General features: G+C 71.3%; 15 protein-coding genes. 4 read left to right on the plus strand and 11 right to left on the minus strand.

All coding sequences use genetic code 11. The features are described 5' to 3' along the window. Positions 1 to 166 precede the first annotated feature (166 nt). From AC07DU_RS26510 to AC07DU_RS26520, 3 genes are all read left to right on the plus strand, one after another. Positions 167 to 715, plus strand: a complete 549-nt coding sequence (locus AC07DU_RS26510) for a DUF1697 domain-containing protein (RefSeq protein ID WP_479114017.1) — start codon at positions 167 to 169, stop codon at positions 713 to 715. A gap of 239 nt (positions 716 to 954) precedes the next feature. Beyond that, on the plus strand, positions 955 to 1,611 hold the full coding sequence (locus tag AC07DU_RS26515) for a DUF4360 domain-containing protein (protein ID WP_360896123.1): 657 nt from the start codon (positions 955 to 957) through the stop codon (positions 1,609 to 1,611). A 56-nt stretch (positions 1,612 to 1,667) separates the two neighbouring features. Then, the gene (locus tag AC07DU_RS26520) at positions 1,668 to 2,333 is read left to right on the plus strand and encodes a DUF4360 domain-containing protein (protein ID WP_479114018.1); all 666 of its coding nucleotides are present in this window, start codon (positions 1,668 to 1,670) and stop codon (positions 2,331 to 2,333) included. Between the two features lie 32 nt (positions 2,334 to 2,365). Here the strand turns inward: AC07DU_RS26520 and AC07DU_RS26525 are convergent, their stop codons facing one another. Next, the gene (locus AC07DU_RS26525; RefSeq protein WP_479114020.1) at positions 2,366 to 3,211 is read right to left on the minus strand and encodes an aldo/keto reductase; all 846 of its coding nucleotides are present in this window, start codon (positions 3,209 to 3,211) and stop codon (positions 2,366 to 2,368) included. Positions 3,212 to 3,256: 45 nt separating this feature from the next. On the opposite strand from AC07DU_RS26525, the gene AC07DU_RS26530 reads away from it, so the two are divergent. Further along, complete coding sequence (locus AC07DU_RS26530; protein ID WP_479114022.1) at positions 3,257 to 4,258, plus strand: ketopantoate reductase family protein; 1,002 nt, start codon at positions 3,257 to 3,259, stop codon at positions 4,256 to 4,258. Positions 4,259 to 4,396: 138 nt separating this feature from the next. Here the strand turns inward: AC07DU_RS26530 and AC07DU_RS26535 are convergent, their stop codons facing one another. From AC07DU_RS26535 to AC07DU_RS26580, 10 genes are all read right to left on the minus strand, one after another. After that, positions 4,397 to 5,158 (minus strand): sirohydrochlorin chelatase, encoded by a 762-nt coding sequence (locus AC07DU_RS26535; RefSeq protein ID WP_479038998.1) that lies wholly within the window; start codon positions 5,156 to 5,158, stop codon positions 4,397 to 4,399. 5 nt (positions 5,159 to 5,163) lie between these two features. After that, the gene (locus AC07DU_RS26540) at positions 5,164 to 6,063 is read right to left on the minus strand and encodes an ABC transporter permease (RefSeq protein WP_453374649.1); all 900 of its coding nucleotides are present in this window, start codon (positions 6,061 to 6,063) and stop codon (positions 5,164 to 5,166) included. Then, on the minus strand, positions 6,050 to 6,844 hold the full coding sequence (locus AC07DU_RS26545; protein WP_360896111.1) for an ABC transporter ATP-binding protein: 795 nt from the start codon (positions 6,842 to 6,844) through the stop codon (positions 6,050 to 6,052). The genes AC07DU_RS26540 and AC07DU_RS26545 overlap by 14 nt, the downstream gene beginning before the upstream one ends. A 33-nt stretch (positions 6,845 to 6,877) precedes the next feature. Then, the gene (locus tag AC07DU_RS26550) at positions 6,878 to 8,011 is read right to left on the minus strand and encodes an ABC transporter substrate-binding protein (protein WP_360896108.1); all 1,134 of its coding nucleotides are present in this window, start codon (positions 8,009 to 8,011) and stop codon (positions 6,878 to 6,880) included. Positions 8,012 to 8,225: 214 nt separating this feature from the next. After that, a complete protein-coding gene (locus tag AC07DU_RS26555) occupies positions 8,226 to 9,575 on the minus strand; it encodes a sulfate adenylyltransferase subunit 1 (RefSeq protein WP_360896105.1) in 1,350 nt (449 codons plus the stop codon). Between the two features lie 2 nt (positions 9,576 to 9,577). Next, positions 9,578 to 10,528 carry a sulfate adenylyltransferase subunit CysD gene (gene cysD, locus AC07DU_RS26560; protein WP_360896102.1) on the minus strand — a complete coding sequence of 317 codons (951 nt, stop codon included), beginning with the start codon at positions 10,526 to 10,528 and terminating at the stop codon, positions 9,578 to 9,580. After that, entirely contained in the window at positions 10,525 to 11,070 is a 546-nt protein-coding gene (gene cysC / locus AC07DU_RS26565) for an adenylyl-sulfate kinase (RefSeq protein ID WP_453288392.1), read from the minus strand. The genes cysD and cysC overlap by 4 nt, the downstream gene beginning before the upstream one ends. A 35-nt stretch (positions 11,071 to 11,105) precedes the next feature. Next, the gene (locus AC07DU_RS26570; RefSeq protein WP_360896099.1) at positions 11,106 to 11,834 is read right to left on the minus strand and encodes a phosphoadenylyl-sulfate reductase; all 729 of its coding nucleotides are present in this window, start codon (positions 11,832 to 11,834) and stop codon (positions 11,106 to 11,108) included. Beyond that, on the minus strand, positions 11,831 to 12,010 hold the full coding sequence (locus AC07DU_RS26575) for a hypothetical protein (RefSeq protein ID WP_360896096.1): 180 nt from the start codon (positions 12,008 to 12,010) through the stop codon (positions 11,831 to 11,833). The genes AC07DU_RS26570 and AC07DU_RS26575 overlap by 4 nt, the downstream gene beginning before the upstream one ends. Continuing rightward, positions 12,007 to 13,707, minus strand: coding sequence for a nitrite/sulfite reductase (locus AC07DU_RS26580; RefSeq protein WP_479038984.1), 1,701 nt, complete (start codon positions 13,705 to 13,707; stop codon positions 12,007 to 12,009). The genes AC07DU_RS26575 and AC07DU_RS26580 overlap by 4 nt, the downstream gene beginning before the upstream one ends. Positions 13,708 to 13,914: the final 207 nt, after the last annotated feature.

Below are 13,914 nucleotides of genomic sequence, written 5' to 3' on the forward strand. Positions count from 1 at the left end.
TACCCCACAACCCCCGACCCCCCCCCTCCCGTTGTTGTGGGGACCCCGGATCGCTCCCCCCCCCCCCCCCCCCCTCCGCCTTGAGATGCACGGCACCGGACACCGCGGGCCTGACCGGCGCTACTTTGACGACAGCGCCTAGCTAGGCGCCGTCTAGATTGCCCCCATGGCGAAGAAATACGCGGCGCTGCTGCGCGGGGTCAATGTCGGCGGGAGCAAGAAGGTCCCGATGGCGCAGTTGCGCTCCGTGCTGGAGGGGCTCGGCCACGGCGACGTGCAGACGTACCTCCAGAGCGGCAACGCCGTCTTCAGCAGTGCCCAGCAGGATCCGGTGGCGCTCGCCCGGGAGCTGGAGGCGGCCGTCGAGGCGCACTTCGGCTTTCCGGTGCGGTGCCTGGTCGTCGACGGGGCGTACCTGAGCGCCGTCGCCGACGCCTGTCCCTTCCCCGCCGCCGAACTGGAGGGCAGGCAGCTGCACGCCACCTTCTTCTCCGAGCAGCCCGGCGCGGAGCGCTTCGCCGCGATCGACCCGGCCGCCTACCTCCCCGAGGAGTACCGCCTCGGCGACCGCGTCCTCTACCTCTACGCGCCGAACGGCCTGGGCCGCTCCAAACTGGCCGAGGCCCTCGCCAAGCCCGCGGTGATCAAGGGCATCGACGCGACCACCCGGAACTGGAACACCGTGGCCAAGCTCGTGGAACTGACGCAGGGTTGATCGGGGGGCGCGCCCTGGTGGTTCTGGTCATTCTCCCGGTCCGCGGGTGGCGGTGACGGCCGCAGGCGGCGGGAAGCGGGCTGTTGGGGGAGGCGGGCAAGGGCGGGACCGTACGCGGAACCGGCCAGCGAATGCGGTCGGAGGCCGTTGGCCGTATCGCACCCTTCCTGGCCCCCTCTCCTCATGATGGCATGTGCATGTCCAATACAAGCGCCGGTCCGCATGAGGGAGAAATGAAGATGTTGCTCCGCAGACTGACCGTCGGTGCGGTGGCGGCGGCTTTATCGGCCGTGGCCGCACCCGCGCACGCCGATGTCTCCTCCCCTGTCGCCTCCACGCCTCCCGGGAGAATTACGGTCGACGTGGTCGGAGTCAACGGCTCGGGATGTGCGCAGGGGACGGCCGATGTGGCCACGGCCTCCGACAACACCGCCTTCACCGTCACCTACAGCAACTACCTCGCCCAGGTGGGAGCCGGCGCGGGTGGCACCGAGTTCCGCAAGAACTGCCAACTCGCCCTCCGCATCCACGTGCCCCAGGGGTTCACCTACGCCATCGCCCGCGCCGACTACCGCGGGTTCGCACACCTCCAGCGCGGGGCCTTCGGCCAGGAGCGCGCGAGCTACTACTTCCAGGGCTCCGCGCAGACGGTCCGCACGACCCACCAGTTCCACGGCCCCTACACGGACAACTGGCAGGCGAGCGACCAGACGGAGTACGCCGACCTGGTCTGGGCGCCGTGCGGCGAGGAACGCAACCTCAACGTCAACACGGAACTGCGCGTTCATGCCGGAACGTCCAGCCCGCAGGCCCTGAACTTCATGAGCATGGACTCGGCGGACGGCAGCGTCAGCACGGTCTACCACTTCGCGTGGAAGGACTGCACGGCGGTCTGACACCGTCCGGCACCGAGTGAGTGCAGGAACCCGACTCATGGTCAGGAGTGACAACGATGTCTCATGCCCTGTCTCGCACCCTGTTCGCCATCGGCGCGGCCGCCGCGCTGGTCGCCACGGCGGCGCCCGCCGGAGCCGCCGGCCCCGGCCCGCTGATCACGGCGCCCCCGGACAAGATCGTGATCGAGCTGGCCACGGTGAACGGATCCGGCTGTCCGGACGGCACCGCCGAGGTGGCCGTCGCGCCGGACAACACGGCCTTCACGGTCACCTACAGTGAGTACCTTGCGCAGGTCGGCCCCGGCGCCCCGCCCACGGCGTTCCGCAAGAACTGCCAGCTGAATCTCCGCGTTCACGTACCGTCGGGTTTCACCTATGCCATCGTCCAGGCGGACTACCGCGGATTCGCGTCTCTGCAGCCCGGCGCCTCGGGCCAGGAACGGGCGAACTACTACTTCCAGGGAATGCCCCAGACTTCTCGGCGCACCCATCAGTTCAACGGGCCGCTCAACGACAACTGGCAAGCGACCGACAAGACGGAGTACGCCGATCTGGTCTGGGCGCCGTGCGGAGAAAAGCGCAACTTCAACATCAATACCGAACTGCGCGTGAATGCGGGCACGTCCAACCCGGCGTCCACCAGCTTCATGGCCATGGACTCCACGGACGCCAGCGTCAGTACCCTCTACCACCTCGCCTGGCAGGTGTGTCCGACCCCCTAGGCCGGGCCGCCACGCACGGCGTGCGGCCACGCTCAGGCGAGAGCGTCCAGCAGCGCCAGGTCCCGCTGCGTGAGGTGGATCGTCGCCGCGTCCAGGTTCTGGGCCAGGTGGGCGGGGGAAGAGGTGCCCGGGGTGGGGCACAGGACGGGCGAGTGGTGCAGCAGCCAGGCCAGGGCGATCCGGCCCGGGCCGACGCCGTGGGCCGCGGCCACCGAGGTGACGGTGGCCGCGCCCTCGCGGGTCAGGGCGCCGCTGCCCAGCGGGTAGTACGGGAGGAAGGCGATCCCGCGCGCCTCGCACAGCGCGAGCACCGGCGCCGAGCCGCGGTCCAGCAGGTTGTAAGGGTTCTGGACCGAGGCGATCGGGGCCGACTCCAGGGCCGCCCCGAGCTGCCCGGCGGTGACGGTGTCCAGGCCGATGTGCCGGATCTTGCCCTGCGCCCGCAACTCGGCCAGGGCGCCCAGCTGTTCCGCCATCGGCACGGCGGGATCGAAGCGGTGCAGCTGGTAGAGGCCGATGCGGTCCACGCGCAGCCGCCGCAGGCTCGCCTCGCACTGCTCCCGCAACTGCTCCGGGCGGCCCGCCACGTGCCACTGATCGGGCCCGGTGCGCACCACCCCGCCCTTGGTGGCGACCACGAGCCGCTCCCCGTACGGGTACAGGGCCTCCGCGATCAGCTCCTCGGCCAGCTCGGGGCCGTAGTTGTCGGCCGTGTCGATGAGGGTGACCCCGCGCTCCACCGCGGTGCGCAGCAGCCCCCGGGCCGCGGCGCGCTCGCCGCGCGGACCCCAGTAGCCGGGGCCCACCAGACCGCCCGTGCCGAAGCCGAGCCGCCGGACGGGCAGCTCCCCACCGATGTCGAACACCTCGTTCACCATGCCCCGACCGTAACGCGGTCAGCGGGATGTGCCAGGCTCGTCGGTATGCGGTACATCATCATCGGCGCGGGCGCGGTGGGCGCCACCATCGGCGGACGGCTCGCGGAGGCGGGCGGCGAGGTCGTGCTCGTCGCCCGCGGCGCGCACGCGCAGGCCCTGCAGGCCGACGGGCTGCGCCTCACGACGGCCGACGGGGAGCGGGTGCACCGGCTGCCCGTGGTCACCGGACCGCAGGAGCTCGGCGAACTGCGTCCCGACGACGTGCTGTTGCTGACCGTGAAGACCCAGGACGCGATCGCGGCGCTCGACGCGTGGGGCGCCGCCGAGGTCGCGGGCGGCGGTACGGCGGCCCAGCGGCTGCCGCTGCTGTGCGCGCAGAACGGCGTGGAGAGCGAACGCCTCGCCCTACGGCGCTTCGCGCGCGTGTACGGGGTGTGCGTATGGCTGCCCGCCACCTTCCTGGAGCCGGGCGTGGTCTCGGCGCTGTGCGCGCCGCTGACGGGCATCCTGCACCTGGGCCGGGCGGCGGGCGGCGCGGACGCGGTGGCGCGGGCCGTCGCGGCGGACCTCGGGAAGGCGGGCTTCGAGGCGCCGGTGGTCGAGGAAGTGATGCGGTGGAAGTACGCGAAGCTGCTGGGGAACCTGGGCAACGCGATCCAGGCGACGACCGGGCCGCAGCCCCACCCGGCCAAGGCCGCGCTGCTGCTCCGGGCCGTCCGGGAGGGGAAGTCGGCCTTCGCGGCGGCGGGCATCGCGTACGCGTCGGAGGCGGAGCAGGCCCTGGCGCGCGACGGCAAGGTGAACCCGCCGGAGGGTGTGCGGGGCGGGTCGTCGTGGCAGAGCCTGGCCCGGGGAACCGGCTCGGTGGAGACGGACTACCTCAACGGGGAGATCTCCCTGCTGGGCCGCCTGCACGGGGTCGCGACGCCGGTGAACGACGTACTGCGGCACGCGGCCAACATCTTCGCGCGGGAGGGCCTGCCGCCGGGCGCGATGTCCATCGCGGACCTGACCGCCCTGGCGGACGAGGCCGCGGCCCGCTCGTAGCGGCGCCGTTGTCGGGGGCGCTGCCCCCGCACCCCCGCGCCTCAAACGCCGGCGAGGCTGAAATACCGGGGCTCCGCCCCGAACCCCGCTCCTCAAACGCCGGAGGGGCTGAAATACCGGGGCTCCGGAAACGGCGGGTCAGGCCGTCAGGGCCGGGAGCCGGGTCGGGGCCGAGACGGCCGCGTCGTAGCGGCGCAGCAGGAGCCGGGCCAGTTCAGGGGCCGCGCCCAGGACCTCTGCCAGGACGTCCGCGCCTGCGGATTCCGCCCCCGCCGCGATGCGGTCCGGAAGGCGGCCCGGCGCGATGACGTAGGGGGCCACCGCCACGCGTGCGAAGCCCTCGGCGCGCAGGGCCCGTACGGCGTCCTCCGTACGGGGCAGGGCAGCGGAGGCGAACGCAGGCCGCACGGCGCACCAACCGGTGAGCCGCCACTCCCGCGCGGTTTCAGCGATCACTGCGATCGCCTCCGGGTCTGTGGAGCCGGCGGACGCGAGCACCACCGCGGTGGTGGCACGGTCCGCCGGGGTGAGGCCGGCTTCGGCGAGCCGGCGCTCCAGGGCGGAGAGGAGGAGCGGGGACGGGCCGAGGACGTCGGCCACCCGCACCGAGAGCCCCGGCAGGCGCGCGGCCGACTCGGCCAGCGCCGCCGGGATGTCGGACTTCGCGTGGAAGGCCCGGGTGAGCAGGAGCGGCAGCGCTACCACGTCCCGTACCCCGCTGAGGTAGAGGGCGGACAGGGCCTGACCCACCGACGGGGTGGTGAAGTCCAGATAGGCCGTCTCCACCCGCAGTCCGGGCCGCAGCGTCCGTGCCCGCGCCACCAGGGCGTGCACGGTCGCGGCGTGCCGCGGGTCGCGGCTGCCGTGGGCTATGACCAGGAGTGCGGGGGCGGGGGACACCGGGCTCAGCTCTTGACCAGCAGGCCGCGGGTGCGCAGCACCCACCGCTCGATCGGGCTGAAGATGAGCAGGTCGATGGCGATGCCGACCACCAGGATCAGGATGATCGCGAGGAACACGCCGGGCAGGTCGATGTTGTTGCGGCCGTTCTCCAGCAGCTGGCCGAGGCCGAGGCCCAGGTCGGGGGAGCTGGCGATGATCTCGGCGGCCATCAGGGAGCGCCACGAGAAGGCCCAGCCCTGCTTCAGGCCGGCCAGGTAGCCGGGCAGCGCGGCCGGCATGACGATGTGCCGGGCGCCGCTCAGGCCGGTGGCGCCCAGGGTGCGGCCGGCGCGCAGGGTCAGCGGCGGGATCTGGTCGATGCCGGAGACCAGGCCGTTGGCGATGGACGGGACGGCGCCCAGCAGGATCACCGTGAACATCATCGCGTCGTTCAGGCCGAACCAGAGCACCGCCGGCGGGACCCAGGCGACCGAGGGCAGGGACTGCAGGCCCTGGAGGATCGGGCCGATCGCCGCGCGCACGAACTTCACGCGGGCGACCAGCAGACCGAGCGGGGTGCCGATGGCCAGGGCCAGGAGGAAGCCGAGCAGGCCGCGGGAGACGCTGGTCCAGATGACCTCCAGCAGCGTGCCCTTGAGCCACATGTCGGACAGGCTGTCCCAGACCGCGGACAGCGCCGGGAGCTTGGTCTGGTCGGTGACCTCCGCCGCGACGAGGATCTGCCAGACCGCCAGCACGAGGCCGACGGCCAGCACCGGGGGCAGGACCTTCTTGACGAGGACCTCGCGGACCGGGGTGCGGTGGGTCTGGACCGCGTCGAGCGCGTCCAGGCCCGCCTCCAGCCCCGCGAGGTCGTCCGTGCCGTCGGCCTTGCCCTTGGGCTTGATGTCAGTGCTGGCCATGGCGGCGGATCTCCCCACGCAGGTGTTCAGTGATCTCAAGGGACAGTTCCGCGACGTCCGCGTCCTCGATGCGGCGCGGCTGCGGGATGCCCACGGTCCATTCCTTCGCGACCCGGCCGGGCCGGGACGAGAGCAGGACCACGCGCTGGGCGAGGCGGACGGCCTCGCGCACGTTGTGGGTCACGAAGAGGACGGACAGGTTCGTCTCTGCCCAGATCCGGGTGAGCTCGCCGTGCAGTACGTCGCGGGTGATGGCGTCGAGCGCGGCGAACGGCTCGTCCATCAGCAGCAGCTGGCTGTCCTGGGCGAGGGCCCGGGCCAGCGCCACGCGCTGGCGCATGCCGCCCGACAGCTCGTGGACGCGCTTGCCGTACGCGCCGCCGAGGCGGACCAGCTCCAGCAGCCGCTCGGCCTCCGGCCTGCGGTCGGCCTTGGCCACCCCGCGCAGGCGCAGGGCGAGTTCGATGTTCTTGCCCGCGGTCAGCCACGGGAAGAGGGCGTGCTCCTGGAACATGAGCGCCGGACGGCCGCCGGGGGTCTCGATGGACCCCGCGGACGGCTCGTCCAGACCCGCGACCAGGTTCAGCAGGGTGGACTTTCCACACCCCGAGGCGCCCAGGATGGTGACGAACTCGCCGGGAGCGACATCGAGGCTGATGTCGTCCAGGACGAGCTGCGATCCGGCCGGGCCGGAGAAGGACTTCGAGACGTGCGCGATGCGGGCGGCGTGCGTCAGCTCCGCTACGGTGCCCTCGGCAGCCTTGGCGAGCGTGGTGGCCATGGTCGTCACCTCCTGGATTGCGGGATTACGGGGTTACTTGACGCCGAGACCGGCGTCGGAGACCTCGGACTTGCCCGCGGCCTTCAGGACCTTGTTCAGGAGAGTCAGGTCGTAGATGCCGGTCAGGTCGGGCTGCTCGATGAGCTTGGCCTTGACCGCGTAGTCGGCCTGCGTCTTCAGCGTCGCGGCCAGCGGGTCGTCGGTGACCGAGAAGCTCGGCCACGCCGGGTCGATGACCTTCGCGTCGAGCGGCTTGCCGCCCTCGGCCGCGAGCTTGGCGTTCGCGGAGGCCTTCGCCTTGTCCTGGTTGGCGTGGATCCACTCGTTGGTCTTCACCGTGCCGCGCAGCACGGCCTCGACCACGTCCGGGTGCTCCTTGAGGAACTTCTGCGACACGATGACGTTCGTGATCACGAACTTCTTCTCGGGCCACAGGTCGGTCTCGTCGAGGAGGACCGCGGCTCCTTCGGAGACGAGCTTGGAGGCCGTGGGCTCCGGCACCCAGGCGCCGTCGATGGAGCCCTGCTTGAAGGCGTCCGGGGTGACCTTGTTGTCGGTGCGGACGACGGAGACGTCACCCTTGCCGGACTCCGGGTCGACCTTCCAGCCCTTCTCGGCGATCCAGTTGAGGAAGGCGACGTCCTGCGTGTTCCCCTTCTGAGGGGTGGCGATCTTCTTGCCCTTGAGGTCGTCCAGGGTCTTGATCTTGTCCGGGTTCACGACCAGCTTGACGCCGCCGGAGGCGGAGCCGGAGATGATCCGCAGGTTGGTGCCCTTGGACTTCACGTAGCCGTTGATCGACGGCGAGGGGCCGATGAAGCCGATGTCGAGAGAGCCGCCGTTGAGGGCTTCGATCTCGGACGGACCGGCGTTGAAGGCCTGCGGCTTGATCGCGGTGCCGCCCAGTTCCTTCTGGATCAGGCCTTCCTGGAGGCCGACCAGCGCGGTGGCGTGGGTCAGGTTCGGGAAGTACCCGATGCGGACCTCGGAGGCGGAGAGCTTCTTGTCGGTCGCGGCGGCGTTGGCCGTCTTGTCCTCGGTCTTCTCGGCCTCGGAGCCGTAGCCGCAGGAGGCGAGCACGCCGATCAGGAGCGGCAGGGCGGCGGCGGCGACAACGCCACGGCGCAGGGTCTTACGGGTCGTACGGGTGCTGGCGTTGGCAGGCACGGGAGGACTTCCTCTCGTGACGCGGTCATCTCATGACGCACGTCTTCGTTTGCGGAGCAGGGGCGGGTACGGCTCGTGGGGGGTGTGGGCGCGCAAGCGGTGCGCGTACGTCATCGCGCACATCGCGCCACCCCTCCCTGGCCGCTGCCGAGGGCGCCGCTGCCGACGCGGCCGCCCTCCTTCGCGAAGGTGGAGTAGAGATCGGCGAACATGTCTAGAAGTCCCACCCTTCCTCGTCCGCCTGGACGGTGGTCTCGGCCTTGGAGGCGAAGGACTCGCCCGCCATGCCGGCCGCCAGGGTCGTACCGTCGGCCGGGTCGATCAGCAGGAAGGAGCCGGTGCGGCGCGAGTCGGCGTACGCGTCGAGCGCGAGGGGCTCGGCGGTACGGACGACCACGCGGCCGATGTCGTTGGCCACCAGCTGGCCCGGGTTCGGGTGCTGGGACAGGTCGTCGAGGGTCAGCCGCGAGGGGATCTCCTTGACGATCGCCTTGACCGTGCGCGTCGTGTGCTTGAGCAGCACCCGGGCGCCGACGGCCAGGGGCTGGTCCGCGACGTGGCACACCGTCGCCTCGACGTCCTGCGTGGTGGCCGGGGCGCTCGCGGACGGCGCGATCAGGTCGCCGCGCGAGATGTCGATGTCGTCCGCGAGGCGCAGCGTCACCGACTGGGGGGCCCAGGCGATGTCGACGCTCTCGCCCAGCCCGTCGATGCCGACGATCGTGCTCGTACGGCCCGAGGGCAGCACGGTCACGGCCTCGCCGACGCGCAGCACGCCGGAGGCGATCTGGCCCGCGTAGCCGCGGTAGTCGGGGTGCTCGGCGGACTGCGGACGGATCACGTACTGCACCGGGAAGCGCGCCGGGCAGGCCGTGAGGTCGTGGCTGACGGGGACGGTCTCCAGGTGCTCCAGCACCGTCGGGCCGCCGTACCAGTCCATGTTGGCGGAGGGCTCCACCACGTTGTCGCCGGCCAGGGCCGAGATCGGGATCGCGGTGATCTCCGGGACGCCCAGGTCCGAGGCGTACGCGGTGAACTCCTCGGCGATCGCCGCGAAGACCGACTCCTCGTAGCCCACCAGGTCCATCTTGTTGACGGCCAGCACGACGTGCGGGACGCGCAGCAGCGCCGCGACGGCCGCGTGCCGGCGGGTCTGCTCGATCACGCCGTTGCGGGCGTCGACGAGCACCACGGCCAGGTCGGCGGTGGAGGCGCCGGTGACCATGTTGCGGGTGTACTGCACGTGCCCCGGGGTGTCCGCGAGGATGAACCGGCGGCGCGCGGTGGCGAAGTAGCGGTACGCGACGTCGATGGTGATGCCCTGCTCCCGCTCGGCCCGCAGGCCGTCGGTGAGCAGCGCGAGGTCTGGGGCCTCCTGGCCGCGGGCCGCGGAGACCGCCTCGACGGCCTCCATCTGGTCGGTCAGGACCGACTTGGAGTCGTGCAGGAGCCGGCCCACCAGGGTGGACTTGCCGTCGTCGACGGATCCGGCGGTCGCGAAGCGCAGCAGGGTGGTCGCTGCGAGGTCGGCCAGGTTGGCGACCTGATCGGTGGTGCTGGTCATGTCTAGAAGTACCCTTCGCGCTTGCGGTCTTCCATCGCGGCCTCGGACATCTTGTCGTCGGCGCGGGTGGCACCCCGCTCGGTGAGGCGGGAGACGGCGATCTCGGCGATCACGGCGTCCAGCGTGGCGGCGTCGGAGTCGACGGCGCCGGTGCACGACATGTCACCGACGGTGCGGTAACGGATGAGACGCGTCTCGGGCGTCTCGCCCTCCTTCGGCCCGCCCCACTCGCCGGCCGTCAGCCACATGCCGTTGCGGAGGAAGACCTCGCGCTCGTGGGCGAAGTAGATCTCCGGCAGCTCGATGCCCTCGCGGGCGATGTACTGCCACACGTCCAGCTCGGTCCAGTTGGAGAGCGGGAAGACGCGCACGTGCTCGCCGGGGGCGTGGCGGCCGTTGTAGAGCTGCCACAGCTCGGGGCGCTGGCGGCGCGGGTCCCACTGGGAGAACTCGTCGCGCAGGCTGAACACCCGCTCCTTGGCGCGGGCCTTCTCCTCGTCGCGGCGGCCGCCGCCGAAGACGGCGTCGAACTTCAGCTGCTGGATCGCCTCGGTCAGCGGGACGGTCTGCAACGGGTTGCGGGTGCCGTCCGGACGCTCGCGCAGCTTGCCCGCGTCGATGTAGTCCTGCACGGACGCCACGTGCAGGCGCAGTCCGTGCTTCGCCACCGTGCGGTCGCGGTACTCCAGCACCTCGGGGAAGTTGTGGCCCGTGTCGACGTGCAGCAGCGTGAAGGGCACCGGCGCCGGCGCGAACGCCTTCAGCGCCAGGTGCAGCATGACGATGGAGTCCTTGCCGCCGGAGAAGAGGATCACCGGCTTCTCGAACTCGCCCGCCACCTCGCGGAAGATGTGCACGGCCTCGGACTCGAGGGCGTCGAGGTGCGACAGCGCGTACGGCGCGGAGCCCTCTTGATTGTCCGCAGCTTCGTGCAGGTGGGCGACCGTGGTCATGCCAGACCCCTCTCGGTGAGCAGCGCGTGCAGGGCCGAAGCCGACTCCTGCACGGTCTGCGTGTGCGACTCGATACGGAGGTCCGGGGACTCCGGTGCCTCGTACGGGTCGTCGACCCCGGTCAGACCGGAGATCTCGCCCGCCGCCTGCTTGGCGTACAGGCCCTTCACGTCACGCTCGGAGCAGACCTCCACCGGGGTGGCCACGTGGACCTCCAGGTAGTTCGTCTCCGCGGCCGCGTGCCGCTTGCGGACGGCCTCACGGCTGTCCGCGAACGGCGCGATCACCGGCACGAGCGCCTTGACGCCGTTGCTCGCGAGGAGTTCGGCGACGAAGCCGATCCGCTGCACGTTGGTGTGCCGGTCCTCGCGGGTGAATCCGAGGCCGGCGGAGAGGAACTCGCGGATCTCGTCCCCGTCGAGCACCTCCACGCGGTGGCCCTCGGCGCGCAGCCGCTCGGCCAGCGCGTAGGCGATGGTGGTCTTGCCCGCGCTCGGCAGCCCGGTCAGCCACACGGTGGCGCCCTGGTCGCTCACGCTCATCTGCTTCGTCTCCGTACGTTCTTCGCTCGTCGTCATCAGCCGTGCAGTCCGCACTCGGTCTTGCCGCGACCGGCCCAGCGGCCGGCCCGGGCGTCCTCGCCCTGCGCCACGCGGCGGGTGCAGGGGGCGCAGCCGACCGAGGCGTACCCGTCCATCAGCAGCGGGTTGGTGAGGACGCCGTGCTCGGCGACGTAGGCGTCCACGTCGTCCTGGGTCCAGCGGGCGATCGGCGAGATCTTGACCTTCTGCCGCTTCTCGTCCCAGCCGACCACCGGGGTGTTCGCCCGGGTCGGGGACTCGTCGCGGCGCAGGCCCGTCGCCCACGCGTCGTACGCGGTCAGGCCCTCCTCCAGCGGCTTGACCTTGCGCAGCGCGCAGCACAGGTCCGGGTCGCGGTCGTGCAGCTTCGGGCCGTACTGCGCGTCCTGCTCGGCCACCGTCTGGCGCGGGGTGAGGGTGATGACGTTGACGTCCATCACGGCCTCGACCGCGTCGCGGGTGCCGATCGTCTCCTCGAAGTGGTAGCCCGTGTCGAGGAAGACCACGTCCACGCCGGGGAAGGCGCGGGAGGCCAGGTGGGCGACGACCGCGTCCTCCATCGAGGAGGTCACGGCGAACTTCTTCCCGAAGGTCTGCGCCGCCCAGGTGAGGACCTCCAGCGCGGAGGCGTCCTCCAGGTCCCGGCCGGCCTGCTCGGCCAGGCTCTTGAGCGTCGCGGCCCGGGCGGCCGCGGCGCTCAGACCGGCGTCTTGAGTGGTGGTCATATCTCGTCCCCTCCAGCGGTGTCGGACCGAACGCCCCGGGCCAGCAGCCCGAGGTACTTCAGCTGGAAGGCTCGATTGCAGGCCCTGCATTCCCAGGCGCCGTGACCCGTCTCGTGGGGAAACAGGTCCTCGTCGCCGCAGTACGGGCAGTAGAACGGTGCGGCGCGCTCGCTCACGACAGGCTCTTCTCGTCCGCGCGGGCGACCCAGGACGCGAAGCGCTCGCCGTCCTCGCGCTGCTCCTCGTAGCTCTTGACGACCCGCTCGACGTAGTCGGGCAGACCGGCGGAGGTCACCTTGAGGCCGCGGACCTTGCGGCCGAAGCCGGCCTCCAGGCCGAGGGCGCCGCCCAGGTGGACCTGGTAGCCCTCCACCTGGTTGCCGTCGTCGTCCAGGACCAGCTGGCCCTTGAGACCGATGTCCGCCACCTGGATACGGGCGCAGGCGTTCGGGCAGCCGTTGATGTTGATGGTGAGCGGCTCGGCGAAGTCCGGCAGGCGGCGCTCCAGCTCGTCGATCAGCGAGGCGCCGCGCGCCTTGGTCTCGACGATGGCCAGCTTGCAGAACTCGATGCCGGTGCAGGCCATCGTGCCGCGGCGGAACGGGGACGGCTTGACCCGCAGGTCCAGCGCCTCCAGGGCCGCGACCACCGAGTCGACCCGGTCGGCCTCGATGTCGAGGACGATCATCTTCTGCTCGGCGGTGGTGCGCAGCCGGCCGGAACCGTGCTGCTCGGCGATGTCAGCGATCTTGGTCAGGGTGGCGCCGTCGACGCGGCCGACACGGGGCGCGAAGCCGACGTAGAACCTGCCGTCCTGCTGCTGGTGCACGCCGACGTGGTCGCGCCACTGGCCGGTCGGCTGCTCGGGCGCGGGACCGTCGGTCAGCTTGCGCCCCAGGTACTCGTCCTCCAGGACCTGGCGGAACTTGGCCGGGCCCCAGTCGGCGACGAGGAACTTCAGGCGGGCGCGGGTGCGCAGACGCCGGTAGCCGTAGTCGCGGAAGATCGAGATGACGCCCTCGTACACGTCCGGGACCTCGTCGAGCGAGACCCAGGTACCCAGGCGTACACCGAGCTTGGGGTTGGTGGACAGGCCGCCGCCGACCCAGACGTCGAAGCCGGGACCGTGCTCGGGGTGGTTCACGCCGACGAAGGCGATGTCGTTGATCTCGTGCGCCACGTCGAGCAGCGGCGAGCCGGAGACGGCGGACTTGAACTTGCGGGGCAGGTTCGAGAAGTCGGGGTTGCCCACGATGCGGCGGTAGATCTCGTCGATGGCGGGGGTGCCGTCGATGATCTCGTCCTGGGCGATGCCGGCCACGGGCGAACCGAGGATGACGCGGGGCGTGTCACCGCAGGCCTCGGTGGTGGACAGGCCGACGGCCTCCAGGCGGCGCCAGATCTCCGGGACGTCCTCGATCCGGATCCAGTGGTACTGCACGTTCTGGCGGTCGGTGAGGTCGGCGGTGCCGCGCGCGAACTCCTCGGAGATCTCGCCGATGACGCGCAGCTGCTCGGTGGTCAGCCGGCCGCCGTCGATGCGTACGCGCAGCATGAAGTACTTGTCGTCCAGCTCCTCCGGCTCCAGGATCGCGGTCTTGCCGCCGTCGATCCCGGGCTTGCGCTGGGTGTAGAGGCCCCACCAGCGCATGCGGCCGCGCAGGTCGTTGGGGTCGATCGAGTCGAAGCCGCGCTGGGAGTAGATCGTCTCAATGCGCGTCCGCACGTTGAGACCGTCGTCGTCCCTTTTGAACTGCTCGTTGCCGTTGAGGGGCGTGTGGTGGCCGACGGCCCACTGGCCCTCGCCGCGGTGACGGCCGGTCTTGCGGCGCGCGGCGGCAGCGGCTGCGGGCGTTTCGGGGGTGGCGGCCATGGCGGATACGTCCTTCTTCAACGGCTCAAGGGGGCAGGGGGGAGCGGCGGCGCGCCCCTGTCACGCGGGAGTCTCTGAGTAGGTGCGGCTGATTTCCGCCCTTATGTCGGGGTTACCGGCATGCGGGGGCGGTGTTCGGCCTTCAGGGGGCTTTGCGGATGACCGACGCGTCCGCGGCGGCGGGGACGACGTCGATGTGCGGCGTGG

The sequence above is a fragment of the Streptomyces sp. NPDC045695 genome, from assembly GCF_056432025.1.

Excerpts from the sequence above, each read along its gene's own strand:
- AC07DU_RS26510 (WP_479114017.1), top strand. The coding sequence starts at position 167 with ATGGCGAAGAAATACGCGGCGCTGCTGCGCGGGGTCAATGTCGGCGGG.
- AC07DU_RS26515 (WP_360896123.1), top strand. The coding sequence starts at position 955 with ATGTTGCTCCGCAGACTGACCGTCGGTGCGGTGGCGGCGGCTTTATCG.
- AC07DU_RS26520 (WP_479114018.1), top strand. The coding sequence starts at position 1,668 with ATGTCTCATGCCCTGTCTCGCACCCTGTTCGCCATCGGCGCGGCCGCC.
- AC07DU_RS26525 (WP_479114020.1), bottom strand. The coding sequence starts at position 3,211 with ATGGTGAACGAGGTGTTCGACATCGGTGGGGAGCTGCCCGTCCGGCGG.
- AC07DU_RS26530 (WP_479114022.1), top strand. The coding sequence starts at position 3,257 with ATGCGGTACATCATCATCGGCGCGGGCGCGGTGGGCGCCACCATCGGC.
- AC07DU_RS26540 (WP_453374649.1), bottom strand. The coding sequence starts at position 6,063 with ATGGCCAGCACTGACATCAAGCCCAAGGGCAAGGCCGACGGCACGGAC.
- AC07DU_RS26545 (WP_360896111.1), bottom strand. The coding sequence starts at position 6,844 with ATGGCCACCACGCTCGCCAAGGCTGCCGAGGGCACCGTAGCGGAGCTG.
- AC07DU_RS26555 (WP_360896105.1), bottom strand. The coding sequence starts at position 9,575 with ATGACCAGCACCACCGATCAGGTCGCCAACCTGGCCGACCTCGCAGCG.
- cysD (WP_360896102.1), bottom strand. The coding sequence starts at position 10,528 with ATGACCACGGTCGCCCACCTGCACGAAGCTGCGGACAATCAAGAGGGC.
- cysC (WP_453288392.1), bottom strand. The coding sequence starts at position 11,070 with ATGAGCGTGAGCGACCAGGGCGCCACCGTGTGGCTGACCGGGCTGCCG.
- AC07DU_RS26570 (WP_360896099.1), bottom strand. The coding sequence starts at position 11,834 with ATGACCACCACTCAAGACGCCGGTCTGAGCGCCGCGGCCGCCCGGGCC.
- AC07DU_RS26580 (WP_479038984.1), bottom strand. The coding sequence starts at position 13,707 with ATGGCCGCCACCCCCGAAACGCCCGCAGCCGCTGCCGCCGCGCGCCGC.